Below are 23,858 nucleotides of genomic sequence, written 5' to 3'. Positions count from 1 at the left end.
ATCCGGCCCCCGCCCCAGAGCCCGTACGGGAGGCCGCACAAGCGCCCGTACGAGAAGAAGCGCCCACGCCTGCGCCCACCACGGAGCCCACCTCACCGGCCGAGCCGGAGCCGACCACTCCGCGACTCACCGACAAGGGCCTCCCCAAGCGCACCCCCAAAGTCGTCAAGCCCGCGTCCGACGCCACGCCGCAGCGCTCCGGCGGAGTTGACGCCGACGCACTCCGCCGCCGCCTGGGCGGATTCCACCAGGGAGCGAAGAACGGCAGGCGGGACGTCGAAGCAGAGATCGCAACTAGTGGTAACAACGGGGATCACGGGGTAGACGGGGCAACCGGGGGACCGGGCGCCACGACCAAGACCGACAGGACCAACCGGCCCGACACCGAGGGGGACACCGTCGAGGAGGCACACAGTTGACCGCGCCGATCACCTACGGGCTGAGCAGTGAAGCCCGCAATCTGCACTGGCTGTTGAGCAATCTGGTCGAGGAGGTGCCCGGCCTCGTCTCGGTCGCCGTGGTGTCGTCCGACGGCCTGCTTCTGCTGTCCTCGGACCCGGACCACATGCTCCCGGGCACCGCACCGGCACTGGTCGGCCCCAAGGGCTCCACCGCCGACCTCGCCACCATCGTCTCCGGCCTCGGCTCCCTCACCGTCGGGGCCGCCCGGCTGATGGAGGGCGGCGGCGTCAAGCAGACGATGGTCGCCATGGAGCACGGCAGCCTCTTCGTGATGTCGATCAGCGACGGCTCGCTGCTCGGCGTGCACGCCGCACCCGACTGCGACATGGGCATCGTCGCCTACCACATGGCGCTCTTCGTGGGCCGTGCGGGACACGTCCTCACCCCCGAACTCCGCAGCGAGCTGCGCAAATCGATGGAGAGTGCCAGTTGATCCCGCAGAGCTCTCCGCCGGCCCCGTCCCGCCTGCCGATACGCGGCGAAGGCCGCCGCCCGGCCCGCGTCCGCCCGTACTCCCTCACCGGCGGCCGGACGCGGTTCACGCACGTACTCCTGGTGGAGACGTTCGTGGCGGCCCTCGACAGCTCCGCCCTCAAGGCGCCCGCCATCGAAGCGTCGCCGGAGCGCCCCGAGCTGACCGGCCGCACCCCCGGCAACCGGGTCGCCCCCGAGATGCAGGCCATCATCGAGCTGTGCCGCCGGATGCGGACGGTCGCCGAGGTGGCCGCCCTGCTGAAGATGCCGCTCGGCGTGGTCCGCGTCCTGCTCAGCGACCTGGCCGACCAGGGAAAGATCCGCGTGTACGGAACCGGCCACGGCGCCGGCCGCCCCGATCGCGCACTGCTGGAAAGGGTCCGCAATGGGCTCCGTCGCCTCTGAGGCCACCATTCCCGAACAAGATCCCGCTGCCTGGCAGTTGGACCACACCCGGGCCCCCACCGCCACCAAGATCGTGGTCGCGGGCGGCTTCGGCGTCGGCAAGACCACCTTCGTCGGCTCGGTCTCCGAGATCACCCCGCTCAAGACCGAAGCGGTCATGACCACCGCCAGCGAGGACACCGACGACCTGTCCGCGACGCCGGACAAGACGACGACGACCGTCGCGATGGACTTCGGCCGGATCACGCTCGACGAGGACCTCGTCCTGTACGTGTTCGGCACGCCGGGCCAGCAGCGGTTCTGGTTCATGTGGGACGACCTGGTGCGCGGCGCGATAGGCGCGGTCGTCCTCGCCGACACCCGCCGCCTCACCGACTGCTTCCCGGCGCTCGACTACTTCGAGAGCTGTGGCCTCCCGTACATCGTGGCCGTCAACCACTTCGAGGGCACCGAGAGCTATGCGAGCGAGGACGTCCGCGAGGCACTGTCCGTGCCTCCGCACGTCCCCGTCGTCATCATGGACGCCCGCAGTCGCGTCTCGGTCGTCGAGACCCTCCTCGACATGGTCGCCCACGCCCTGGACGCCACCCCCGCCCAGCCTTCGCCGACCGAACCGCGCTGACTGAACCGTGCTGACTGAACCGCGCCGACCGAACCTCGCTGACTGAAAGAGCCACCCACCCCATGCGGAAGATCCTCATAGTCGGAGCCGGTCAGTCCGGCCTCCAGCTCGCCCTGGGCCTGCAGTCCAAGGGCTACGAAGTCACCCTGATGTCGAACCGCACGTCCGACGAGATCCGGGCCGGCAAGGTCATGTCGACGCAGTGCATGTTCGACACCGCCCTCCAGCACGAGCGCGACCTCCGGCTCAACTTCTGGGAGTCCCAGGCCCCGCGCATCGAGGGCGTCGGCCTCTCCGTCGCCGCCCCGGACGGCTCCCGCCCGGTCGACTGGGTCGGCAAGCTGGACGGCTACGCCCAGTCCGTCGACCAGCGCGTGAAGATGTCCGGCTGGATGGACACCTTCGCGCAGCGCGGCGGCCAGCTCGTCATCCACGGCGCGGCAGTCTCCGACCTGGACTTCTTCTCCCGTACGTACGACCTGGTGCTGATCAGCGCGGGCAAGGGCGAGCTGGTCCAGCTCTTCGGCCGCGACGCCGCCCGCTCCCCGTACGACGCCCCGCAGCGCGCGCTCGCCGTCGCGTACGTGCACGGCATGGGCCCGCGCCCCGAGCACCCCGACTTCGACGCGGTCCGCTGCAACCTGGTCCCCGGCGTCGGCGAGCTGTTCGTCATGCCGACCCTCACCACCTCCGGCCGCGCCGACATCCTCTTCTGGGAGGGCATCCCGGGCGGCCCCATCGACGCGTTCAAGGGCATCAAGGACCCCTCCGAGCACCTCTCCCTCACCCTCGAACTGATGGAGAAGTTCCTTCCCTGGGAGTACGCGCGCGCCACCCGCGTCGAACTCACCGATGCGGGCGCCACGTTGAGCGGCCGGTACGCCCCCACCGTCCGCAACCCGATCGGCCACCTGCCCGGCGGGGGCGCCGTCCTCGGTGTCGCGGACGTCGTCGTCGCCAACGACCCGATCACCGGACAGGGCTCCAACTCGGCCTCCAAGTGCGCCGCTTCGTACCTCGAATCGATCGTCTCGCACGGCGCGGGCGACTTCGACGAGGCGTGGATGCAGCGCACCTTCGACCGCTACTGGGACACCGCGCAGCACGTCACCAAGTGGACCAACGCCATGCTGGGGGTCCCGCCCGAGCACGTCCTCAACCTGATCGGCGCGGCCGGTCAACTCCCGCCGGTGGCGAAGCGGTTCGCGAACGGCTTCAACGACCCGGCCGACTTCGAGAACTTCTTCTACGAGCCCGAGAAGACGAACGCGTACCTGGCGTCGGTCGCCCCTCAGGCCTAGTCCGCCCCGGGCCTGGTCCGCCCCGGGCCCCTGGTCCTGGTCCTGGTCCTGGTCCTGGTCCCGGTCGGGCCTAGTCCGTTCCGGGTGCGTCCTCTGCCCCGTACCCCGCGTCCGACTCGTTCCCGTCCACCGTGCGCCCCGCCGGCAGGTCCGGCGGGGTGTAGGAGGTGAGCGAGGTCGCCGCCGGGTCGGGGCGGACGGCGCCCAGGACCGGGTTCGACGCGAGCGGCGACACCTTCACATGGGCGCCGGGGCGCGGCGCCTGCACGACCCGCCCGTTGCCCAGGTAGATCGCCACATGGGTCGCCTTCGGGAAGTAGATCACCAGGTCGCCGGGGCGCAGCGCCGACAGCGGCACGCGCGGCAGCTCGCGCCACTGCTCCTGGCTGGTGCGCGGAATGGTCCGCCCGGCCGCGGCCCAGGCCTGCTGCGTCAGCCCGGAGCAGTCGAAGGAGCCCGGCCCCTCCGCACCCCACACGTACGGCTTGCCGAGCTGCCGGGTCGCGTACGTCAGCGCCCGGTCACCCTCCCGCGAGGGCGCGCGCGAGGCCCGTACGCCACCGGGCCCGAAGGCCCCCGACCCGATCAGCTTCTGCTGCGCCCGCTCCACCGAACGGGTCTCCAGCGCCGCGAGTTCCGCCAGCTGGTCGGCCGTCAGCGCGGCCAGTGCCGCCTCGACCTGCTTCAGCCGGGCCTGCACGGCGTCCCGGTCCTTCTTCTGCTTCGCGGCGAGGGTCTGCTGGGTGTCCAGCGCGGCCCGCGCCGCGGTCGCCAGCCGGTCCGCCTCCTTCTCGCCCCTCTCCAGCCCCGCCACCTTCACGGCGCGGGCCGCGGCGGCCCGGCGCAGGGTGTGGCCCTGCATCAGCGCGTGCTCGGGATCGCTCGACGTCAGCAGCCGTACGAAGGAGGAGTACGCCTGGTCGCCGCTTCCCCTGTACTGCTCCCGGGCGAGCTGCCCGGCGGCCCGCCTGCCCTCCGCGAGGGCGTTCCGGACCCGGCCCAACTCCCTTGTCACGCGCGCCGTTTCGGCCCGCTGCGCCTTCACCTTCTCCTCGGTGGCGTTGAAGGCCTCGCTGGCCTCCTCGGTCTGCTGGTACAGCTTCTGGAGATCGGCGAGCAGCTTCCCGACACCGGCACCCGCACTCGCGTCGACCGTGTCAGCCGGCTCGCCGACCGTGCTGCCGAACGGATCATCGGGATCGGGCACGGCGTGCGCGCTGCCCGCCGTGGCCGTGGTCGCCGCCCACACCGTCGCCGCCGCGATCACCACTGCGGTCCTGAGCCGTCCTGCCACGCCATCACCTCCGGTACCGGGCCGGGCACGACGCCCGGCTCAGCCCGATGGTGCGCCCATGACGCCCTGTCAGCCCGCCGGATGGGCGGGGCGGCGCAGCTCAGTCACCCGTACCGGTCGAAGACGGCCCGTCCCCGGCGTGGCGCGTGGACTTCGACCACGGCCACTTCGGGCTCCACGGCTCCCGCCCCTCGGGCACGTACACGTACTTCCAGCCGCGCTGCAGCCCGAGCCGCTTGCTGTACCCGGCGGGCCTGCGCTCGTACGCGTACACGGCCGGCGGCCCGCCCCCGGCGTCCGGCACCGGCACCTCGTACCACTTGGGCGGATTCCCGGTCGGCCCGGTCAGGACGTCCAGGGCCCTGCCGTCCAGCGGCCCGCCGACAAAGGGAGTCTTCTCGCTTCTCACTCCACCAGTGTCACAGGTGTCACAGCGCCCTTCAGGACGCGTCTTTGGGCGGCGGTCCGTAGTCCGGCCGGAAGCCGCCCAGCGAGTTCGCGACCAGGGCCAGCCAGCCGCTGGGCGAGTACGGCTGCGGAGGATCGACCTCCATGCCCAGCTCTGCCGTCCCGAGCGCGTAGTCGGCCTCGTCGAGACCGAGGGCGAGCAGCTCGTGGAGTTCGCCGACGAGGCGGGCGACCAGGCCGCGATCGGTGGTCGTGTCGTAGTCCCGCACCGCCGCGTCGTGGTCGCCGAACTCGTCGGGCATGTCCTGGGAGAACCAGCCGCCGAGGAACTGGGCCAGTTCGGGGAAGCGGGCCTGCCACTCCCAGTGGGTTCGGGGTGCGGAGGGTGGCGGGACCTCACCGGCTTCGACACTGTGCTTGATGTGGTCGGCGAGCAGGAAGAGCCAGTCCTGGATGTGGGACTCGGGCAGCCCCACATCGGGCACCGGGTAGAACTCGCCGAGGCGCAGCCGAAGCCGTCCCGGGGGATTTCGGGCGTAGTCGCGCAGTTGCTGTTCGGCGACGGACAGGGCCCAGGGGCGGACGCGCCACGTGTGGCGCAGGTATGCCGTCAGGGCCTCGCTCGGCCGGTCCGGCGCGTCGTCGGCCTCCTGGCCGGCGTAGGCGCTGACCACCTGGTCCAACTCGCCGTAACGGCGGTCGAATTCGAGCGGATTCATGGGCATCTGGGGCCGGCCTCTACAGGTAGAACGGGACGGTGGAGAGGACGACGAAGCCGTGCGGGCTCGCCGGCTCGCGACGCAGCACCACCCGGGCGGCCCGTACGTCGACGGGCTCGCGCCCGGCGAGCATCATGGCCTGCAGCAGCACGCGGCCGACCGGGCCGGGCCGCGAGGGCCAGGCCGCCTCGACCGTCAGCCGCTGCCTGCTGCCCTGGGCCAGCCACCGGTGGATGGCTTGCTCGTTGCGGGTCACCACCTGCTGGGTCGCCCACTGGGCCGTTTCCCGGTCGGGATAGCTGGAACTGCGAGTGCGCATGGTGCGGGTCTCCATCGGACGGATATGAACGACCTTGAATCACCGATCCTTTCGGATCAGTAGTCGTTGAAGGACCAGAAGACACCGATCTCGGATTCCGATACGGCGACGAGGCCGAGGTCCATCAGGAGCATGGTGAGATTGACGCCTCCAGTGACTTCGGTGAAGAAGTCCGGTTTGCTCGGGGCCTCTGCATTTCTGGCGGTCGTGTAATACGCGCCCGCCGGCTCAAATCGGGAAAGGAGGGTTTCGGCGTCCGCCAGCAGTTCCCCCTTCCTTTCCGCGAACCCTGGAATGTCCTCGGCCTTGAACCAGTCGTCGGTCATGGCCACCAGCAGCTCCGCGGCCGACGCTCCGGTGATCTCGTACAGCGACTCGGCCAGGCGTGCAGCGGTGGGCAGCACGAAGGGGAACGAGGGGCCGACCTCGATCCGGCGGCTGTCGCCCTCGAAGTCCCAGTCGAGCACAGCCCAGCCGCGCGGGTCGGCCGTCTCCCGGCCCATGACGGCCAAGGCGTCGATCCGCCAGTCGTCGTGCGTTCTGGGCCCCACGGCAACGAGTGAGTACTTGTCGTCGAACAGGCGCAGGGCTGCCGCTTCCCAGGCCTGTTGCAGGGACGAGGTCATGTCGGCTCCTGCTGCGTCCGTCATCCGGTGGGCATGGAAGTGAGTACGGCGAAAGGCGGGTCCAGTGAGTCATCGTACTTAAGGACGGTTCTGATCCCCGTGACGGGTACGGCCTTGGCGTTCAGGCCGTGGTCCTTGAATCCGGTACCGGGATCGTTCGGATCGGGTTGCTTGGTGACGCTCCGGCCGCTGATCTCACCGTTCGGCGCCGTACTGTCGAACGATTTCGGCCGGTCGCTGTTCGTCGGGGGCGGCGGGCCTTTCAGCCAGTCCTGAATTTCCTGTGAATTCTTGTTGATGTTGTACTGGGTGAGTTCCTGGGCCTTCTGTACGGATTCGAACGTCGACGAACCGCCGATGCTCGGCTTTCCGTGCGGCCAGGTGGCGGTGGCTTGAGTTCCCTGGTCACGCAGACGCTGGGCAAGCTGTTCGTCGGTCTTGCCGACGTGTTTGTCGAGAGTGTGCCCGTTGTCGAGCCATTCGGAGCCCGCCAGGTCCATTTTGTAGACACCGTTCTTGGCATCCTCGGGGTTCGTCCACCGGTGCTCGTCCTTGAACTCGTTGAGCGAGCGGGCACCGAACGCCTGGGCGCGGGCCTCTTCGGCCTGGAAGGTGGGCGCGCTGAGGTACGCCTCGTCCAGCGGGGCCAGCAAGGCGTCGAGTTGGGGAACCAGAGCGTTGACCTTGCCGTTGTACGTCTCGACGACCGCATTGAGTGCGGCGGTGTCCATGTTCAGGACGATGCCTTGGCCGAGCTGGGACGCGCCCTTCGCGATGCCCTTCGCCAAGCCCTTGAAGAGGCCCTTGACGTCGTCCATGCCGAGGCCGTCCTTGAGGTCGACCTCGATCTTGGGGATGGCGTCCCGTACTGCGTCCATGTAGATCTCATGGACCTCGTGGTTGATGTAGACCGCGGCCTCGGCGAACGCGTAGAGCAGATCGCCGATCTTCTTCGCGGTGTCGAACAGCACTGCCATCACCGGGTGCGAGGAGGTCGGAGAAGCGCTGCTGTCGTGCTTCCACTCGTAGCCGGCCCGGCTCCTGCCCCATGCTGTGGTGCCCCAGACGGAGCTGCAGAACTGCCGCATGGCGTCGTACCACTCGCTGTTGCTCTGCTGGGTGATGCTGCTGACGTTGCCGGTCAGCGTGCCTTCCACCATGGTGAGCGTCATGGTCATGGAGACCCATTCCTTGGACAGCGAGTTGAGGAAGTGCTGCTGCGGGAACGGGTAGACATCGGCGACCCTGCCCATCCGGAAGGCGTGCTTGACCACGGGACGCAGCACGTCCCGTACCGGGCCCGGAACCCACTCCAGGACAGTGCGCAGGAAGTCGTCGCCGCCGTCGTCGTCGCCCCACTTCAGGTCGGGCACCGAGCCGTAGTGGGGCGGCTTTTCGATGACCTGCGGCAGCGGCCGGGGCTGTGTCAGCCCCTTCTTGGACGGATTGCTGGCCGCTTCGGCCTTGGCGTAGTTGTTTGCGGTCGAGGTGAAGCCGACGGCAGCCCCACCGATGCTGACGACGCTCTTGGCCCACACCTCAAGGAATCTGTTGCCGACCTTGAGATAGGACTTGGCGAATGCCTGGGGTGCCGTGCCGAACCCGCCGGCGTCGGGGTACTTCTGCAGATCTCTCAGCAGGTTCTTGGCACCTTGGTTCATCATCGGCTGCTGCATCGCCACCTCGCCCGATACCCGGAACAGGTCGGACGGCTTGACGTCGATGGTGCCGCCCTGCGGGGGCGTCGCCGGCGTCCCCATCAGGATCCGCCGCCCCAGCCCCGGAGCACCGCCTGGTGCGCGGCCGCGTAGTTGGCGTGCCCGGTGGTCGCCATCGTGTGGAGCAGCTTCTGTGTGGCCTGGAGGTCGCGCGCGGACCTGTCCCACTCGTCGAGCTTGTCGATGAAGGCTTCCCGCGCCTCGCCGTTCCAGGAGAGAACCACCTTCTCCGCTCGGCCCTGGAGCACGTGAAGACTCTCGTTGAGGGCCTTGAGGATGTCCTCCAGGTTTTCGGTCAGAAGGTGGAGCGTTGCGAAGCTGACGGATATGTGCTCGTCGTCCTGCATGTGTTCCCCGATGGTCAGAGGTCGCCGAGGCGGCTGGACGGCTTCGTGGGCTTGGCGGCATCCAGGTTGGGCGTGGACAGCGCGTCGACCTCTCGGCCGATGTCCGTGGCGACTTCGATCTTCTGGAAGCTCAGCACGCGATCCAGTTCCTGCGTCGTAAATCCGTCCCTGGCCATGCGCACGGCCGCTTCGATCTGTTTCATCGTTTCGCGGATGCGTACGGCGTCCTTCGCGGCTCCGCGGTGCAGGCTCCGGTATGTCCTGGCGGTGGGCCCACGCCAGCCCGCCTCGATTTCGTCGACGATGGCGTCCATGCGCTTGACCTGATTGTTCAGGTACACCTGCATGGCTTCGAGATCGTCTGCCAGGTCGGTCAACTTCTTGTTGCTCGCGGCGAGATCGGCGCGGCTCATCACACCCCCCACTGGCTGGACTTCCCTGTCCCGGCGATCAGCGAGGCAGCTTAACAATCGGCTTCAGGTACACGATCCTCCGGGGCGCCGCGCGGTTCACCGGATCACTTCCGGGACCCACGCGGGACACCCCGGGGCCCACCGCGAGATACCTGGGACATCCCGGATCACAACAGGTGAGCCGCCTCCGCGAGCACCGGGACGATCCTCCGTGCCAGCACGCCCGCCGCCCCGTCGGAGGTCTCCAGGGCCAGGGCCTGCCGGGTCACGTCCGCGGTCTGCGGATCGGTCGCGGAGGTGGCGGTGAGCAGGGCCATGAAGTGGTCGACCATCCAGTCCCGCAGCTCGGGCAGCGGCGGCTGCTTGCCCTCGTCGAGCCAGATGAGGGAGGCGGCCTCGACCGCCGAGATCCACGTCCGGACCATCATCCGCAGCCGGGGCCCGGCGGTGTCCTGCACGCCCAGATGCAGCAGGATCTGCTCGGCCGCGGCCCGCCGCACCCCGTCCACGGTGGCGCTGGTCCGGGACGTCTCGACGACGCTCCCGCCCTGAAGCAGCGCGCTGAACCCCGCATCGTGCGTGTCCACGAAACCGAGGTAGCGATCGAGGGCGCTGGCCAGCCGCTGGGTGAGGGGCCCGGTCTGCGGCTCGGCGAAGCACAGCTTCAGCTCGTCGGCGGCGGACCCGAGCGCCACCTCGTACAACTGGACCTTCCCGCCGGGGAAGTACCGGTAGACCAGCGGCCGGGACACCCCGGCCGCCTCCGCCACGTCGTCGAGCGACACGTCCTCGGGGGCCCGGTGCGCGAACAGTGACAGCGCCGCGCCGATGAGCTGAACGCGACGCTGTTCCACGCTGAGGCGGCGGTACGCGGGGGAGGGAGCGGCGGTGGTCATGCGTCGCAGCGTAATCGTCCGGTGGGCGGCTGCCCTCGGGCGCGGGCGGGGGCGGGAGGGGGCGGTTGAGGAGAGCATGTCACCGGCCGTGGTCAAGATCCTCCGTGTTACGGGTCCGTCCCAGCGATCGGTGCATGTAACAGGGGTGTATGAGGGGGTGGTTGGGCGGAACGATTCACCGGGCCGGACGGGTCCTGGTGATCAGAAACGCTCGCTCGGACCGGCCCGTACCGACAACCCGTACCGAGCGGCCGACACTGCCCCCCCATGCTGAGGAAGAAACGATGCGCGCTCACAAGCTCACCTTCGCCGCCCTGGCCGTCGCCGCGGGTCTCTCGCTCACGGCCTGCCAGAACAACGAGGACGGCACGGGACAGAGCGCCCCGTCGTCCGCCCCCACCGAGGCTTCCTCGACCGGCGGTTCGGGCTCGGGCGGTGCGGGCCAGGACGCCGGAAAGGACTCCTCCGGGAAGGACTCGGCCGGCAAGGGCTCCGGCGGACAGGGCGCGACCGCCGGGTCCGGCTCCCCCGAGGGCGGCAAGGTCGAGAAGTGCCGCACCGACGGGCTGAAGATCACGGCAGCGGACGCCACCGTCGGGGGCGACGCCGACCACACCGTCGCCGTGGAACTGAAGAACACCGGCGGCAGCGACTGCGCGATCTCCGGGTACGCGGGCGTCGACCTGAAGACCAACTCGGGCTCGCTGTCCGCGAAGCGCAGCGGTGAGCCGGTCGTCGCGGACATCCTCAAGAGCGGGGAGTCGACGTACTTCGGCATCCACTACCCGGTCAACAAGTCGGGCGGCTCCGGCGTCCGCATCACGGGCCTGGTCGTGACCCCGCCGGACGAGACGAAGTCGGTCACCCTCGCCTGGCCGGGCAGCGGCACGCTGCCCGTCACGGACGGCTCCGGCTCCCAGGTGAAGATCGGCCCGATGGGCAGTGCCGGCCAGGGCGGCTGACCCGCTCGGGGTGGTCCCGGCCAGGCGGCCGACCCGGACGGAGTGGTGCCGGCCAGGGCGGCCGACCCGCACGGGGTGGGCGGTGCGGTCCTGCCCCTTCACCGCCGTTCCCCTCCTGCCCCCTCGTCTACTCGTCGTGCTGAGGGTCCAGGCCGCAGGTGCCGGACGCCGACCCGCCGTCCCGGCCCGTCACGCGCACGGTGGCCCGGCCCTCGCGGTCCTTGCTGTAGGCGGCGGTGCAGATCAACTGGCGCACGGCCGTCGCGTCCAGCCGGTCGACGGCGAGGGGAAGGCTCACCAGGACTTCGCCGGCCCCGGAGCCCTGGGTGGAGCCGCCCCCGGAGAGCCGGACCCGGACGCCGCCGGCCGTGACCCTGGGCAGGGCAGTGCTGAGCCCGGCGGCCTTCTCGGCCTTCCCCGGGCCGCTGAGCAGCGCGGAGATCGCCTCTTCCGTCGACATGCGCCGAGTCTCCGTCCTGCGGGGCTGCCCGTACTCGTCGCTGAAAATGCCCTCGGGTCTGAATCGGCGGGGCACGGGGGTCAGTTCGCCGTGCGGCAGCCGGAAGAACAGCAGTGCGTCGCCGTCGGGATCGACGAAGTTCTGCACCCGGCCGGGGCCGCCCGCCTCGATGACGTCGGTCTCCTGGATGCCGCATCCGGCGAGCAGCAGGGCGGTCACCGGCCAGGCAGCGAGCACCCGGCGGCGCAGGTGCGCCTGCCTCACTCGTCGTCCCCTTCCGTGCGCAGCGGTATTTCGACGGTGAAGACGGCACCTCCCCGGGGCCGGTTCCCCGCGCGGACCGTCCCTCCGTGCAGCCTGACGTTCTCCAGAGTGATCGCCAGTCCCAGACCGCTGCCCGCCGAGCGGGTGCGCGCCGCGTCGGCCTTGTAGAAGCGGTCGAAGATGTGCGGAAGCACCTCGGGCCGGATGCCGGGGCCGCTGTCGGCGACCTCGGTGACCAGTACGGGCGTCCCGTCGGAGCCCGTTCCGCTGCGCAGCCGTACGGTGACGGGCACCGCGCCGTGCCGCAGCGCGTTGCCGACGAGGTTGGCGACGACGATGTCGAAGCGGCGCGGGTCGAGCCGCGCCCGGATCCCGTCGGGCAGTTCGGCGTGGACCCGGCCGTCCGTCCAGCGCCGGTTGTCCAGCGTCTTGCGGATGGCCTCGGCCGCGTCGACCTCGTCGGTGTTCAGCTCGGCCGCGCGTGCGTCGAAGCGCGAGATCTCGATCAGGTCCTCGACGAGGACGGCGAGCTTTCCGGTCTCCGCGCTGATCAGCCGCACCGCCCGGGCGGTGTCGCTGTCGAGCCGGCCCGCGTCCTCGTCGAGGACCTCGGTGACCGCGAGCATCCCGGCGAGCGGGGTGCGCAGCTCGTGCGAGACGTCGGACGCGAACCGGCGGGCGCGTTCCTCGGCCAGGCGCAGTTCCCGTACGGAGTGCTCAAGGCTGCCCGCGGACTCGTTGAAGGTGTGGGCGAGGTCCGCCAGTTCGTCGCTGCCCCGTACCCGGATGCGGGTGTCGAGCCTGCCGCTGCCCATGCTCCGGGCGGCCTGGCGCAGTTCCCGTACCGGACGCAGCACGCTGCGGGCGGCGAGCAGGCCGGGCAGCAGGGCGACGGCGAGTCCCGGCAGGGCCCCGTCGCGGGCGGCGGTCAGGAGTGCGTCGACGTTGATCTGCTCCTCGCTCATCCGCATGACGGCGTACAGGACGAGACCGGTGGGCAGCTCGCCCCGCGGGCCGGTCCGGAAGACCGTGGGCATGGCGATGGTCAGATACGGGACACCGTCCTTGACGACCCGTTCGAAGCTGCCGCGGGGGTCGGCCAGCGCGGCCCGCCGCAGCTGCGGGGTGATGACGGTGGAGACGGGGCTGGTGCCGGACGAGGCACGGATCGAGCCGTATTCGGCGAAGACGACCCACGGGCGCGGCTTGCCCCTGCGGGCGAGGTCGCGCAGGATTTCCTCGATGCCCTCGGCCTGCACGGGCAGGCCGAAGCTGGTCTGCTGGACGTGGTCGCGGAACGACGAGACGGCCGTGTCCTGGGTGGTCTTCAGCAGGGCGTTGCGGGCCTCCCGGTAGGTCAGCGCGGCGGTGGTACCGGAGCCGACGGCCGCGACCAGCAAGAACGCCAGAACCAGGCGGGTGCGCAGACCGAAGGCCCACGCCCGCCGGCCCCGGGCGGCAGGGGGCACCCGGTCGGTGAGAGGCGTCCCGCTCACAGGGGCCCGAAGCGGTAGCCGAAGCCGCGCAGGGTCTGCACGTACCGGGGGGTGCCGGAGTCGTCCTCGATCTTGTTGCGCAGACGGCGGACGCACGCGTCGACCAGGCGTGCGTCGGCGTGGTAGCTGTGCTCCCACACGTGCTCCAGCAGTTGCTGACGGCTGAAGACCCGGTCCGGGGCGGCGGAGAGGTGGAGCAGGAGCTTCAGCTCGGAGGGGGCCAGCGCCAGGCGCAGGCCGGCCTTGGTGACGGTCAGTCCGGCCCGGTCGAGGGTGAGGTCGCCGTGGACCTCGACGGCCGGCCGTTCGGTGCCGGTGACCTCGATGCGGCGCAGTACGGCACGGATGCGCGCCTCGATCACGTCGGGGCGGGCGGGCTTGACGATGTAGTCGTCGGCGCCGGCCTCCAGGCCCACGATCATGTCGAAGTCGTCGCCGCGTGCGGTGAGCATGATGATGGGCAGCTGGCTGTCCTCGCGGACGCGCCGGCAGACCTGTACGCCGTTCATCCCGGGCAGCATCAGGTCGAGCAGCAGCAGATCGGGGCGGAAATCCCCCAGCGCGGCGAGTCCTGCCTCGCCGGTGGCGGCCGACCGTACGTCGTGGCCGCGGCGGCGCAGACCGAGTTCGACGCCTTCCCGCACGGCGGGGTCGTCCTCGATGAGCAGTACGCGGGGCATCAGCAGTCTCCTCGGTGGTGATTCAGCGCCGGGCCGCTCGCCGGCGCAGGCCGGAGATCAGCGCGTCGAGTTCGGTCAGCCGCAGCGGCCGGGCGAGCAGCACGAAGGCGAGCACGATGACGGCCGTTCCGGCGGCGGCCGAGGCCAGGGCGCCCGCCCGCTCCGCCCCGGACGCCGCGAAGTGGCCCAGCGCGGTGGCGAGGACGGCGGCGACCAGCAGCCGCGCGTGCGCCACGACGGCGGACGAACGCCACGGCCGGGCCACGCCGAGGCGACGGCTCAGCACCCGGCCCGTCACCACCCAGCCCCCGAACAGCGCCAGTGAGTACGCCGCCGCCATCCCCGTCACCGCCCAGCGGGCCGGCAGCAGGTGGGCGGCGGCCACGGACAGGCCCGCGTTGAGAGCGACGATCACCAGGTTGAGCAGGAAGGGCGTACGGGTGTCGCCGAGCGCGTAGAAGGTGCGGGAGAGCACGTACTGGCCCGACATGGCGACCAGTCCCGGCGCGAACGCCATCAGGATCCCGGCCATCGCTGCCGTGTCGCTCGCGCTCGTCCGCCCGTGGCCGAAGACAAGGGCCATCACCGGGTGGGCGAGGGCGAACAGCACACAGGCCGCGGGGACGACCGCGGCGGCCGAGGAGCGCAGCGCGTACGAGACGTCCCGCCGCAGGGCCGCGGTGTCCCGGTCGGCCGCCGCCGCGCTCATCCGGGGCAGCAGCGCGGTCAGCAGGGAGACCGTGATGATGCCGTGCGGGACGACCCACAGGACGTAGGCGTTGTTGTACGCGCCGTACCCCGGGCCCCCTTCGAGGCCCGCCGTGGTGGCCAGCCGGGTCGTGACCCAGTACGCGGCCTGGTTGGCCAGGACCAGCAGCACCAGCCACCCGGCCGCCCGCAGGGGGCGGGTCAGTCCGCTGCCCCGCCAGTCGAACCGGGGCCGCCAGCGGAAGCGGGCCGCGCGCAGTGCGGGCAGGAGGGCGAGTGCCTGGACGGCGATCCCGGCGGTGGTGCCCCAGCCGAGCAGCGCGGTCTCGGACGCGGTGAGCGTGCCCCCGCCGCCCAGGCCCAGGACCAGATACAGGCCGAACACGCCGATGACGACGACGTTGTTGAGGACCGGGGCCCACATCATGGCGCCGAACCGGCCACGCGCGTTGAGCACCTGCCCCAGCAGGGTGAACACGCCGAGGAAGAAGATCTGCGGCAGGCAGTAGCGGGCGAAGGCGATCGTCATGGACGCCTGTTGGCCGCTGTAGTCGGTGTAGACGCCGATGATCGCGGGCGCCGCCCACACCGCGGTCGCGGTGAGCACCAGCAGGGCCAGGACGCAGAGCGTGATGAGCCGGTCGGTGTACGCGGACCCGCCGTCCGCGTGCTCCTTCGCCGCCCTGACCAGCTCGGGCACGAAGACGGCGTTCAGCGCGCCGCCGAGCAGCAGCATGTAGACGATGGTGGGCAGCGCGTTGCCGACCGCGTAGCCGTCCGCGACGGGTCCGATGGTGCCGATCGCGGCGGCGACCACGGCGGAGCGTACGAAACCGGTTGCCCGGGACACCAGGGAGCCCGCGGCCATGACGGCACTGCTGCGCGCGGCGGAGGCCGTTCTGGGGGCGCTGTCGGGGACGGCTCCGGGCTGGTTCTCCGTACCGGATCCCCCGTCCGGCGCCGTGGCCGTGTGCTTCACCGGCGGCCTCACCGGCGGTTCAGGTACGCCTGGAAGGCGCGGTAAAGCGTCTGGTTGGCGGTGCCGCCCAACGGTCTCTCCCATTCCCCCAATGTCTCGACGACCTGTCCTCCGGTGCCGAGCTTCCACCGCAGCAGTCCGTACGCACGTTCGCCGGGGTCAAGGGTGGAGGGTACCCCCCGCATGTCGTAGACGTCGGCGCCCAGGGCGTGGGCGTCCAGCAGCATGCGCCACTGGAGGGCGTTGGACGGCCGCACTTCCCGGCGGTGGTCGGCGGAGGCGCCGGTCTGGTACCAGGCTCTGCGGCCCACCGTGATCATGGTGTGGGCGGCGAGGACCTCCCCGCGGTGGCGGGCCAGGTAGAGCTTCATCCGGCCCGGCTCCTCGGCGTTGAGCGCCGCGTACTGGCGCTCGTAGTACGCGAGCGAGCGGCCGAGCCGGAATCCGTCGCGCTCCTCGGTGATGCGCAGCAGCCGGTAGAACTCGGGCAGGTCGGCGGCGCTGCCCACCACCACCTCCACGCCCTCCTTCCTGGCGCGCCGCACATTGCGCCGCCACTCCTGGTTGAGCCCGGCCCACAGGTCCTCGGGGCTGCGCCCGGCGAGCGGCACGTGGAAGACGTGGCGCGGCTGGGCGTCCCCGCCGTCCGCGCCCTGCCCACCGTCCCCGCCGCCTCCCGAACCGCCGTCGCCGCAGCGCTGCCAGCCGCGGGCGCGCAGCCGTTCGGCCACGGCGGTGCCGAGCGGGTCGACCCGGCTGGCGAGGACGTCGCCCAGGCGCCTGCCCGGGTGGCTGACCGACTTCAGCAGGGCCGCGTCCCAGCGTCGGTAGCCGGGCGAGGGGCCGATGCGGACGGCGAAGGCGCCCGCGCCGCGCAGGTGTTCAAGCAGCGGACCGAGCCAGCGGTCGACGTCCGGGTCCGCCCAGTCGGCGACGGGGCCTTCGGGAAGGTACGCGAAGTACTTGCGGGTGCCCGGGAGTTGACGCAGCAGCACCAGCGCCACCCCCGTCAGCCGGCCGGCCTGCGGATCGGGACCCCAGCCGAGCAGCTGGGAGCGCCAGCCCTCCTTGACGTCGGCCCAGGAGGGGCACTGCAGGAAGGCGGCGCCGAGCGCCGCACCGTCGCGGGAGGCGAGGAAGGCACGGTAGGCCTCGGCGGAGATGCCACCCAGCCCGAGGGCCAGGCCGCCCTCCTCGTCAGGGGGTTGGGTCGGTACGAGCAGTGCTGACACGGTCGGGGCCTCTCCTCCTCCCCGGACTTCTCCGGGGTCGGACGAGATGCTCACAGCCGCCCGTGACCGTCCCGCGCGACGAATGTGACCGGACCATGACCGTTCCTCACCAGTCGCCGTCATATAGCTCCGTCGCCGCTGACCTGGCCTTATCCGGCCCTACAGTCACCACACCGGCCGCCGGTACCCACCTCGCCGGCCCTTCCCACCCTCCCCTTTCCCTCTTCCTCGCCACGGAGGTCCTGTTGCACCGCACACGTGTCCGCGCCCACCCCCCGATACGTACCGCCGTCGCCGCGGTCCTGCTCGCACCGCTCGTGGCCGCCTGCTCCACGGGCCCCGCTCCGGCCACGGCGGACGCGGGCGCGGCAGCCGCGGGCGCGGCGGCGAAGAACGACGACCGCCCCGTCAGCGTGAAGGTCACTCCCACCGGCCGGCGGGCCGCGGCCGGGGAGCCGGTGAAGGTCACCGCGACGGGCGGACGTCTCACCTCGGTGACCGTCACCGACGCCAAGGGCCGGGAACTCACCGGAAAGGTGGCGGCCGACGGCCGCACCTGGACCTCCGCGCGCAAAGCCGCACCCGGCACGGCGTACAGGGTCACGGCGGCGACCCGGACGCAAGGCGGTACCGCAGCCACGAGCCGGACCACCTTCACCACCGTCCCCGCCACCAGGGTCAACAAGGTCGACTGGCGCCCCGGCACCGGCACCACCGTCGGCGTGGCCCAGCCGATCTCGCTGGTCTTCGACCGCCCCGTCAGGAACCGGGCCGAGGTCGAGAGACAGCTGAAGGTCACCACCTCGAACCCCACCGAGGGTTCCTGGGGCTGGATGCGCGACTGGTCGGGAAAGGACCGGGTGGACTGGCGCCCCAAGGAATACTGGAAACCCCACACCAAGGTCACCGTGAACGCCGACCTGAACGGCACGGAATCGGGCGACGCGGGTGGCTGGTTCGTACGCGACTACACCACCACCTTCACCATCGGCGCGCAGCAGATCGCCAAGGTGGACCTCGACGGCCACCACCTCACGCTCCTGCGCGACGGCAAGCCCGTCCGCCGCATCCCGGTCTCGGGCGGCACACCCGGCGGCGACAAGCGTTCCTGGCGCGGGACTGCCGTCCTCATGGCCAAGGAAGGCACCATCAACATGAACTCCGAGACGGTCGGCCTCGGCAACACCTACGACAGGATGGTCGACCACTCCATGCGCCTCACCTGGTCGGGCATGTACGCACACGCGGCCCCCTGGAACGCCCGCTACTTCGGCAACGCCAACCAGAGTTCGGGCTGCATAGGAATGAGCAGCACCGACGCGGCGTGGTTCTACGGCCAGGTGAGGCCGGGCGACCCCTTCGAGATCACCGGCAAGGACACCAAGGGAGTCGTCGCCCCGGCCAACGGCTTCGGCCAGTGGAACCTGCCGTGGACGGCCTGGCAACGACTGAGCGCGCTGGGCTGAGGGGCGGGGGAGAGGGCGATCTCCGCCGAGGCGGGGTACCGGGAGCGGCGGGGCACCGGGAGCGGCAGGGTACCGGGAGCGGCAGGCCCGTCACCCGCCCCCGGCGGCGCCCTCAGCGCGCCAGCAGTCCCGAGCTCACCCACAGCTTGCGGCCCGCGCCGCGCAGGACGCCGATGTCGTCGAGGAAGTCGGTCAGGCGCCGCGCGCCGTTCTGCATGACCTCCGTGCGGTGGCCGCTCGCCTTCACCTGGGCGATCGCCTCGCGCCGGTCCAGGCCCACGTTCTCGTACACCTTCGGGTTGATGAAGCAGGTGGAGAAGACCCGGGCCGCCTCCCCGCAGCTCAGCCGGGTGAACTCCTGCTCCCAGCGCGGGGCCGTCACCATCTGGCGGCGCAACTCCTCGCGCGCGTATCGGACATGGCGTGCCTCCTCGATGACGTGGATGCGCGTCACGCCCCGTACCAGTGTCTGGACGCGCTCGTCCGGGAAGGTCAGCCGCTGCATCCAGTCGAGGATCTCCTCGCCGAGGAGGGTGGCGGCGAAGGAGCCCGGGGTCGTCGAGACGGTCTTCAGGACGCGCGCCAGGTTGTGATAGACGCGCGGTACGGGGTAGTTGGGCGCGCCGCCCTTCTCGATCATCCGGGCGAACATCATCGAGTGCCGGCACTCGTCCGCGATCTCGGTGAGCGCGTAACGCACGTGGTTGCTGGTCACGGACTTGTCGTAGATGTGGCGGATCAGCAGCTGCATCAGGATGATCTCGAACCAGATGCCGAGGGAGGCGATGGCCGCGGCTTCGTGGCGTGCCAGGTCCATCCGCCGGTCCTCGGACATCTTCTTCCACAGCGGGGTGTCGTAGAGGGACACCAGCTCCGGCGGCCAGTACCACTTGCCCTCGTCGGCCGGGGCGTCCCAGTCGAGTTCCTTGTCGGGGTCGAAGGAGTGCTTGGCGGACGACTCCAGGAGGCGCTCGGCGACCTGCTCCCGGTCCTTGAGCATCCCAAGGGCGTCACGGAGGGCGGTGAAGTCGGTCTCGGTCGGCTCGACTGCTGTCCTGGACGGGGCGGTCGTCATGGTCGGAGCACCTCGTGGTTGGGGTTACCGGGGGTCACTTCTTATGAGACTCCTTGTCAGCAAGGGCGTCAATCCCTTGCGCGGGACTTGTTGACCGTTCGTCTACCCGCGTGTGAGCCTGCGAACTACCGTCACGAATCCGGCCGTTGGAGAGGCGAAGGGGTCGCGTATGTCGACACACGAGCTCTACACGAAGAGCCCGGGGGGCCCGGCCTGGCAGGTGCCCGCCACCGGCCAGGCCCGTTTCAGCTGGGAGGCCATGTTTGTCGGCCAGAAGGGGGGCTCGGGCCGCGAGCGTCTCCTCGCCCTCTACCAGAAGGGCAAGGACAAGCAGTGGGACGGCGCCACCCGCATCGACTGGTCCCTCGAAGTCGACCCGCAGGACCCCCTCGGCACCCCCGACGAGTCCATGAGCCTGTACGGCACCCGCTACTGGGACCGCATGACGGAACGGGACAAGGGTGATCTGCGGCGGCACTACACCGCCTGGCAGTTCAGCCAGTTCCTGCACGGCGAGCAGGGTGCGATGGTGTGCGCCGCCCGCATCGTCGAGTCCGCCCCCGACCTCGACGCGAAGTTCTACTCCGCGACCCAGACCATGGACGAGGCCCGCCACGCCGAGATCTACAGCCGCTTCCTGCACGAGAAGATCGGCATGCTCTACCCCGTCAACGACAGCCTCCAGGGGCTGTTGGGCGACACCCTCCGCGACTCCCGCTGGGACATGCCCTACCTCGGCATGCAGGTCCTCATCGAAGGCCTCGCCCTCGCCGCCTTCGGCATGATCCGCGACACGACGAACAAGCCGCTGCCCAAGCAGATCCTCGCGTACGTCATGCAGGACGAGGCCCGCCACGTCGCCTTCGGCCGCATGGCCCTGCGCGACTACTACCAGCAGCTCTCCGACGCCGAGCTGAAGGAGCGCGAGGAGTTCGTCATCGAGGGCTGCTACCTGATGCGCGACCGCCTGCGCGGCGTCGAGGTCCTCGAAAACTTCGGCATCCCCAAGCAGGAGGCGCAGGAGCTGAGTGAGCAGAGCGAATTCCTGCACCTCTTCCGCAAGTTGCTCTTCAGCCGGATCGTCCCCTGCGTCAAGGACATCGGGCTGTGGGGCGAGCGCCTCCAGAAGGCGTACGTCGACATGGGCGTCTTCGAGCTGGGCAATTCCAACCTGGACCTGCTGATGACCCAGGACGAGGAGATCGCCGAACAGCTCGACCGCGAACGCTTCGCGGCGGAGGAACAGGAGCGGGTGGCCGAGGTGCGGGACGCGATCGCGGAGGGAGCGGAGGAGGGGGCGTAGTAGGGGGTGGGCCTCCGCAGTCAGAGGCGCGGCCGGCGCCCCCGCGCATCGACCCCTGATACGAAGCCCCTCACCAGCGCCGCGACCGCCTCCGGCTCCTCCAGGAGCAGTGCGTGCGTCGCGTCGATGCCCTCGACGGTGACGGTGTCCGGCCGGTCCGCGCACAGGGCGGCGAGGTCGGTGGTCAGCGCCTCCCCGAACTCGCTCCAGAAGGCGTCGAGCCATTCCATGCCGGGCGGGCTCGCCGGCTGTGCGCGTTCCCCGCGCACGAGCAGCAGCGGGCACTCGACCTCGCGCAAGAGCGTGAAGAGGTCGAGCGCGTCCATCGCGTCGTACATCGCGAGCGCGGTGTCCCGCTCGGGCAGCGTCTGCCACCGGCCGTCGGGGAGCTCGCGCGCGGCAGCGCGCGTCGTGCGCTCGGCCCGCTCGGGCGGGATCCCGAACCGGCGTGCGTACCCACCCTGTTGGGAGATGTGGTCGGGCGGCATGACACCGCCCGCAGCCGCCCGTACGGCCTCGTCGAGCCGGGCGGAGGACTCGTAACGCCCCAGCGGCCCCCGCCAGAACCCGTCGAGGTCGACGGCGGCCCGCACGGCGCCGGGGCGGGTGGCGGCGAGGTGCACGGCGACCATGCCGCCGAGCGAGTGCCCGACCGGGATCGCGTCGTGGGCGGCGAGAGTCGCGTCCAGCGCCCGGGCCGTCGCCTCGAAGGACCACCCGGAGCCGGCCGGAGCCGGTGAGCGGCCGTGTCCCGGCAGATCGGCGGCGAGGACGCGGTGGTGGGGGAGGAGGTGCGGGACGACGTCGTCCCAGTCGGCGCGCGAGCGGCCCGCGCCGTGCAGGAGGAGGAGGGCGGGGCCTTCGCCGCCGTGGTCGTGGACGTGGAGGGGTGCGCTGCTCATGGCGTCAACGGTAGGACCGGGAAAGGGCGTTGAAGATCGTCCGCGGGGACGACGGAATCCGCCCGCTCCCCGGCCCATAATGGATGTACGCCCTTCGGTGCCCAGGGCACGATGGTGCCCATGGCAGACACCGACCGCGACACCGACGGGGACCGCAGCGCCGACCGCGACCCGACCGCACCCGCCGCCCACCGCCGCGCCGCCCGCAACAGCCTCGAAGCCCTCGCCCTCGGTGACGCCTTCGGCGAACGCTGGTTCCCCCTCTTCCGCTTCCGCGAGGGCCTCGTGCCCGACGACGCGTACACGGACGTCCGCACCCGCCGCGTGCCGTCGGGCCCGCTCTGGCGCTGGACCGACGACACCGCGATGGCCCTCGCCCTGCACCGCGTCCTCACCGAACACGGCCACGTCGACCAGGACCGCCTCGCCACCTGCTTCGCGCTCGCCTTCGACGCCGACCAGGGCCGCGGCTACGGCCACGGCATGCACGTCCTCCTCCCCGAGCTCCTCGCCCACCCCGCCGACTGGCGCACCCTCGCCCCCGCCCTCTTCGAAGGCAGCGGCAGCCTCGGCAACGGGGCGGCGATGCGGGTGGCGCCGCTCGGCGCCTGGTTCTCGTACGATCTCGCACTGGCCGCAGCGCAGGCCGAGTTGTCGGCAGAGGTCACGCACGCGCACCCGCAAGGCATCGCAGGCGCCGTCGCCGTGGCAGTCGCCGCAGCGCTCTCGGTACGGGGCGAACTCTCGCTCCCGGCGGTCGCGGACCGCACCCCGCCGGGAGCCGTGCGGGACGGCTTGCTGAGGGCCGCGGACCTCCCCTTCAGCACCCCGCCCCGGAATGCCGCCGACCTCCTCGGCAACGGCTCGCGCGTCCGTGCCGACGACACGGTCCCCTTCGCGCTGTGGACCGCGACCCGTCATCCGGACGACCTGGAGGACGCCCTCTGGGCCACGGCCGAGGGCTTCGGCGACGTCGACACGACCTGCGCGATCACGGGCGGGGTCGTGGGGGCGCGGGTGGGCGTGGGCGGGATGCCGGGGGAGTGGCTGGAGAGGAGGGAGGGGCTGGGGTGAGGAGGTGCGTCGACGCGGAGCAGCCGCGGTCGCGGTAGCCACCGGGGTCTCCCCGGTGCGGGGCTTCGTCACCGGGGCGCGGCAACCGAAGTCGCATCCACCCTGTCGGGCACGGGACCTACGAGGTCGGTGCTTCACGGCCGAGAAGGTGAATTGCGCCCGCTCGAACGAGGTGTCGGCCATGGCGGCACGCCGGCCGCCACCCGCGCCAGCAGCGCCTCCGACCCGAATTCCGCGACGAGCTGCAGCCCCACCGGGCACCCGTCCGCCGTGAATCCCGCCGGAATGCTCACCGCCGGATGGCCGCTCACATTGAACGCCCACGTCAGCGCCGTCGAGAAGCGTCCGCCAGGACCTTCGTGACCGTGCGGCGGGAAGGGGGTGGCCGGTGTCGCCAACAGCCGGGTCGTGGCGAAGAGTTGATCGAGGCGGGCCGTGTTCTCGGCCGCCACCGCTCCCGGCCGGGAGCCGCCCCGTATCGCGAACCACTCCTGCTTCGGGTCCAGCAGGGCGAAGCCCTCCGGTGCGTCCTCCAGCGTCAGTATGCGTTCCGCCGCGCGCCGTGCCACCGCCACCACCTCCGGGTCGAGGTCAGGTCCCGCCGCGAAGCCCAGGTCGGTGGACCACACCGCGCTCGTCGGCAGGTCCGCCGCCTCCGGCGCGGGCGTGTACCCGTCCACCACGCACCCCAGATACGCCTCCAGCTCCGCCGCCGACCGGCCGATGACCCCCGCCGTCGCCAGCCCCGTGCGGTCCGGTGACGGCAGCAGGCCCCGGGTGGTGCGCAGACCGAACACCCCGCACCAGGCCGCCGGGATCCGTACCGAACCCGCCCCGTCGCTCCCGGTGGCCAGCGGCACCATTCCCGCGGCGACGGCCACCGCCGAGCCTGCGGACGACCCGCCCGGGGTGCGGTCGGCGCGGTACGGGTTGAGGGTCGGTCCGTGCGCGCCCCGGCCCCAGGTCTGCCAGTACGTTCCCGGGCCCGGCACCGCCGTGGAGCCCACCGGAACCGCCCCCGCCGCGATCAGCCGCCGCGCGGCGTAGGAACGTACCCCCGAAGGCCCCTTCACCGCGAAGGGCGTTCCGTACAGGGGGAGTTCCCGGTCCGCGGACACCGGCGACGCGTCCTCCCACACCTCCAGGAACGCGCAGAGGTGCGGATCGAGCTCCGCGATCCGCGCCAGCGACTGCTGCACATCCATCCGGAACCTCCGTCTGAGAACCTCCGTGGGGGACCCCGCGCGAGCCCC

At 71.2% G+C, this 23,858-nt stretch carries 25 protein-coding genes; 8 read left to right on the top strand and 17 right to left on the bottom strand.

Translation table 11 applies throughout. From position 1 onward, the window contains the following. Positions 1-415: 415 nt before the first annotated feature. From ACWGIG_RS08530 to ACWGIG_RS08515, 4 genes are all read left to right on the top strand, one after another. Positions 416-895 carry a roadblock/LC7 domain-containing protein gene (locus ACWGIG_RS08530; RefSeq protein ID WP_453320781.1) on the top strand — a complete coding sequence of 160 codons (480 nt, stop codon included), beginning with the start codon at positions 416-418 and terminating at the stop codon, positions 893-895. Beyond that, complete coding sequence (locus ACWGIG_RS08525) at positions 892-1,341, top strand: DUF742 domain-containing protein (RefSeq protein WP_453320780.1); 450 nt, start codon at positions 892-894, stop codon at positions 1,339-1,341. Before ACWGIG_RS08530 ends, ACWGIG_RS08525 begins: the two co-directional genes overlap by 4 nt. Next, positions 1,322-1,963 carry a GTP-binding protein gene (locus ACWGIG_RS08520; RefSeq protein WP_453320779.1) on the top strand — a complete coding sequence of 214 codons (642 nt, stop codon included), beginning with the start codon at positions 1,322-1,324 and terminating at the stop codon, positions 1,961-1,963. The genes ACWGIG_RS08525 and ACWGIG_RS08520 overlap by 20 nt, the downstream gene beginning before the upstream one ends. A 62-nt stretch (positions 1,964-2,025) precedes the next feature. Then, positions 2,026-3,264, top strand: a complete 1,239-nt coding sequence (locus ACWGIG_RS08515; protein WP_453320778.1) for a styrene monooxygenase/indole monooxygenase family protein — start codon at positions 2,026-2,028, stop codon at positions 3,262-3,264. Positions 3,265-3,334: 70 nt separating this feature from the next. Here ACWGIG_RS08515 and ACWGIG_RS08510 read toward each other — a convergent pair whose 3' ends face one another. From ACWGIG_RS08510 to ACWGIG_RS08470, 9 genes are all read right to left on the bottom strand, one after another. After that, on the bottom strand, positions 3,335-4,558 hold the full coding sequence (locus tag ACWGIG_RS08510; RefSeq protein ID WP_453320777.1) for an NlpC/P60 family protein: 1,224 nt from the start codon (positions 4,556-4,558) through the stop codon (positions 3,335-3,337). Positions 4,559-4,658: 100 nt separating this feature from the next. Then, positions 4,659-4,967 (bottom strand): hypothetical protein, encoded by a 309-nt coding sequence (locus tag ACWGIG_RS08505; RefSeq protein WP_453320776.1) that lies wholly within the window; start codon positions 4,965-4,967, stop codon positions 4,659-4,661. A 31-nt stretch (positions 4,968-4,998) separates the two neighbouring features. Next, positions 4,999-5,691 (bottom strand): contact-dependent growth inhibition system immunity protein, encoded by a 693-nt coding sequence (locus ACWGIG_RS08500; RefSeq protein ID WP_453320775.1) that lies wholly within the window; start codon positions 5,689-5,691, stop codon positions 4,999-5,001. 13 nt (positions 5,692-5,704) lie between these two features. Further along, positions 5,705-6,004: an RNase A-like domain-containing protein gene (locus ACWGIG_RS08495; RefSeq protein ID WP_453320774.1), complete on the bottom strand. Its 300-nt coding sequence runs from the start codon at positions 6,002-6,004 to the stop codon at positions 5,705-5,707. A gap of 56 nt (positions 6,005-6,060) precedes the next feature. After that, entirely contained in the window at positions 6,061-6,630 is a 570-nt protein-coding gene (locus ACWGIG_RS08490; protein WP_453320773.1) for a hypothetical protein, read from the bottom strand. 20 nt (positions 6,631-6,650) lie between these two features. Next, on the bottom strand, positions 6,651-8,390 hold the full coding sequence (locus ACWGIG_RS08485) for an RNase A-like domain-containing protein (RefSeq protein ID WP_453320772.1): 1,740 nt from the start codon (positions 8,388-8,390) through the stop codon (positions 6,651-6,653). After that, positions 8,390-8,695 (bottom strand): WXG100 family type VII secretion target, encoded by a 306-nt coding sequence (locus ACWGIG_RS08480; RefSeq protein ID WP_453320771.1) that lies wholly within the window; start codon positions 8,693-8,695, stop codon positions 8,390-8,392. Before ACWGIG_RS08480 ends, ACWGIG_RS08485 begins: the two co-directional genes overlap by 1 nt. Before the next feature lie 14 nt (positions 8,696-8,709). Continuing rightward, positions 8,710-9,108, bottom strand: a complete 399-nt coding sequence (locus ACWGIG_RS08475) for a WXG100 family type VII secretion target (RefSeq protein WP_453320770.1) — start codon at positions 9,106-9,108, stop codon at positions 8,710-8,712. 167 nt (positions 9,109-9,275) lie between these two features. Then, the gene (locus ACWGIG_RS08470) at positions 9,276-10,004 is read right to left on the bottom strand and encodes a TetR/AcrR family transcriptional regulator (RefSeq protein WP_453320769.1); all 729 of its coding nucleotides are present in this window, start codon (positions 10,002-10,004) and stop codon (positions 9,276-9,278) included. 284 nt (positions 10,005-10,288) lie between these two features. Between ACWGIG_RS08470 and ACWGIG_RS08465 the strand changes: the two genes are divergently transcribed. Continuing rightward, positions 10,289-10,966: a DUF4232 domain-containing protein gene (locus ACWGIG_RS08465; protein ID WP_453320768.1), complete on the top strand. Its 678-nt coding sequence runs from the start codon at positions 10,289-10,291 to the stop codon at positions 10,964-10,966. Positions 10,967-11,093: 127 nt separating this feature from the next. Here the strand turns inward: ACWGIG_RS08465 and ACWGIG_RS08460 are convergent, their stop codons facing one another. Genes ACWGIG_RS08460 through ACWGIG_RS08440 form a run of 5 tightly spaced genes read right to left on the bottom strand, consistent with a single transcriptional unit; the run spans position 11,094 to position 16,785 of the window. Further along, the gene (locus ACWGIG_RS08460; protein WP_453320767.1) at positions 11,094-11,690 is read right to left on the bottom strand and encodes a hypothetical protein; all 597 of its coding nucleotides are present in this window, start codon (positions 11,688-11,690) and stop codon (positions 11,094-11,096) included. Continuing rightward, the gene (locus ACWGIG_RS08455) at positions 11,687-13,186 is read right to left on the bottom strand and encodes an ATP-binding protein (RefSeq protein ID WP_453320766.1); all 1,500 of its coding nucleotides are present in this window, start codon (positions 13,184-13,186) and stop codon (positions 11,687-11,689) included. Before ACWGIG_RS08455 ends, ACWGIG_RS08460 begins: the two co-directional genes overlap by 4 nt. Next, entirely contained in the window at positions 13,183-13,866 is a 684-nt protein-coding gene (locus ACWGIG_RS08450) for a response regulator (RefSeq protein WP_453320765.1), read from the bottom strand. Before ACWGIG_RS08450 ends, ACWGIG_RS08455 begins: the two co-directional genes overlap by 4 nt. Positions 13,867-13,888: 22 nt before the next feature. Next, entirely contained in the window at positions 13,889-15,637 is a 1,749-nt protein-coding gene (gene murJ, locus ACWGIG_RS08445) for a murein biosynthesis integral membrane protein MurJ (RefSeq protein WP_453320764.1), read from the bottom strand. Continuing rightward, a complete protein-coding gene (locus ACWGIG_RS08440) occupies positions 15,562-16,785 on the bottom strand; it encodes a lipid II:glycine glycyltransferase FemX (protein WP_453320763.1) in 1,224 nt (407 codons plus the stop codon). The genes murJ and ACWGIG_RS08440 overlap by 76 nt, the downstream gene beginning before the upstream one ends. Before the next feature lie 245 nt (positions 16,786-17,030). On the opposite strand from ACWGIG_RS08440, the gene ACWGIG_RS08435 reads away from it, so the two are divergent. After that, entirely contained in the window at positions 17,031-18,251 is a 1,221-nt protein-coding gene (locus ACWGIG_RS08435) for a L,D-transpeptidase (protein ID WP_453320762.1), read from the top strand. A gap of 112 nt (positions 18,252-18,363) precedes the next feature. Here ACWGIG_RS08435 and ACWGIG_RS08430 read toward each other — a convergent pair whose 3' ends face one another. After that, on the bottom strand, positions 18,364-19,326 hold the full coding sequence (locus ACWGIG_RS08430; protein ID WP_453320761.1) for an AurF N-oxygenase family protein: 963 nt from the start codon (positions 19,324-19,326) through the stop codon (positions 18,364-18,366). 169 nt (positions 19,327-19,495) lie between these two features. Between ACWGIG_RS08430 and ACWGIG_RS08425 the strand changes: the two genes are divergently transcribed. Further along, positions 19,496-20,629, top strand: coding sequence for a ferritin-like domain-containing protein (locus ACWGIG_RS08425; protein ID WP_453320760.1), 1,134 nt, complete (start codon positions 19,496-19,498; stop codon positions 20,627-20,629). Positions 20,630-20,649: 20 nt separating this feature from the next. Here ACWGIG_RS08425 and ACWGIG_RS08420 read toward each other — a convergent pair whose 3' ends face one another. After that, positions 20,650-21,531 (bottom strand): alpha/beta fold hydrolase, encoded by an 882-nt coding sequence (locus ACWGIG_RS08420; protein ID WP_453320759.1) that lies wholly within the window; start codon positions 21,529-21,531, stop codon positions 20,650-20,652. 120 nt (positions 21,532-21,651) lie between these two features. On the opposite strand from ACWGIG_RS08420, the gene ACWGIG_RS08415 reads away from it, so the two are divergent. After that, positions 21,652-22,605 carry an ADP-ribosylglycohydrolase family protein gene (locus tag ACWGIG_RS08415; RefSeq protein ID WP_453320758.1) on the top strand — a complete coding sequence of 318 codons (954 nt, stop codon included), beginning with the start codon at positions 21,652-21,654 and terminating at the stop codon, positions 22,603-22,605. 134 nt (positions 22,606-22,739) lie between these two features. Here ACWGIG_RS08415 and ACWGIG_RS08410 read toward each other — a convergent pair whose 3' ends face one another. Further along, positions 22,740-23,810: an amidase family protein gene (locus ACWGIG_RS08410; RefSeq protein WP_453320757.1), complete on the bottom strand. Its 1,071-nt coding sequence runs from the start codon at positions 23,808-23,810 to the stop codon at positions 22,740-22,742. Positions 23,811-23,858 lie beyond the last annotated feature (48 nt).

Source organism: Streptomyces sp. NPDC054863 (assembly GCF_053610825.1).
The sequence above is the reverse complement of the archived record's forward strand: the minus strand, read 5'-3'. Positions and strand labels throughout refer to the sequence as shown.

Coding starts and splice junctions, on each gene's coding strand:
- murJ (WP_453320764.1), bottom strand. CDS start 15,637: ATGGGAGAGACCGTTGGGCGGCACCGCCAACCAGACGCTTTACCGCGC.
- ACWGIG_RS08415 (WP_453320758.1), top strand. CDS start 21,652: ATGGCAGACACCGACCGCGACACCGACGGGGACCGCAGCGCCGACCGC.
- ACWGIG_RS08490 (WP_453320773.1), bottom strand. CDS start 6,630: ATGACCTCGTCCCTGCAACAGGCCTGGGAAGCGGCAGCCCTGCGCCTG.
- ACWGIG_RS08425 (WP_453320760.1), top strand. CDS start 19,496: ATGTCGACACACGAGCTCTACACGAAGAGCCCGGGGGGCCCGGCCTGG.
- ACWGIG_RS08515 (WP_453320778.1), top strand. CDS start 2,026: ATGCGGAAGATCCTCATAGTCGGAGCCGGTCAGTCCGGCCTCCAGCTC.
- ACWGIG_RS08500 (WP_453320775.1), bottom strand. CDS start 5,691: ATGCCCATGAATCCGCTCGAATTCGACCGCCGTTACGGCGAGTTGGAC.
- ACWGIG_RS08475 (WP_453320770.1), bottom strand. CDS start 9,108: ATGAGCCGCGCCGATCTCGCCGCGAGCAACAAGAAGTTGACCGACCTG.
- ACWGIG_RS08485 (WP_453320772.1), bottom strand. CDS start 8,390: ATGGGGACGCCGGCGACGCCCCCGCAGGGCGGCACCATCGACGTCAAG.
- ACWGIG_RS08450 (WP_453320765.1), bottom strand. CDS start 13,866: ATGCCCCGCGTACTGCTCATCGAGGACGACCCCGCCGTGCGGGAAGGC.
- ACWGIG_RS08465 (WP_453320768.1), top strand. CDS start 10,289: ATGCGCGCTCACAAGCTCACCTTCGCCGCCCTGGCCGTCGCCGCGGGT.
- ACWGIG_RS08410 (WP_453320757.1), bottom strand. CDS start 23,810: ATGGATGTGCAGCAGTCGCTGGCGCGGATCGCGGAGCTCGATCCGCAC.
- ACWGIG_RS08470 (WP_453320769.1), bottom strand. CDS start 10,004: ATGACCACCGCCGCTCCCTCCCCCGCGTACCGCCGCCTCAGCGTGGAA.
- ACWGIG_RS08520 (WP_453320779.1), top strand. CDS start 1,322: ATGGGCTCCGTCGCCTCTGAGGCCACCATTCCCGAACAAGATCCCGCT.
- ACWGIG_RS08420 (WP_453320759.1), bottom strand. CDS start 21,531: ATGAGCAGCGCACCCCTCCACGTCCACGACCACGGCGGCGAAGGCCCC.
- ACWGIG_RS08495 (WP_453320774.1), bottom strand. CDS start 6,004: ATGCGCACTCGCAGTTCCAGCTATCCCGACCGGGAAACGGCCCAGTGG.
- ACWGIG_RS08430 (WP_453320761.1), bottom strand. CDS start 19,326: ATGACGACCGCCCCGTCCAGGACAGCAGTCGAGCCGACCGAGACCGAC.
- ACWGIG_RS08480 (WP_453320771.1), bottom strand. CDS start 8,695: ATGCAGGACGACGAGCACATATCCGTCAGCTTCGCAACGCTCCACCTT.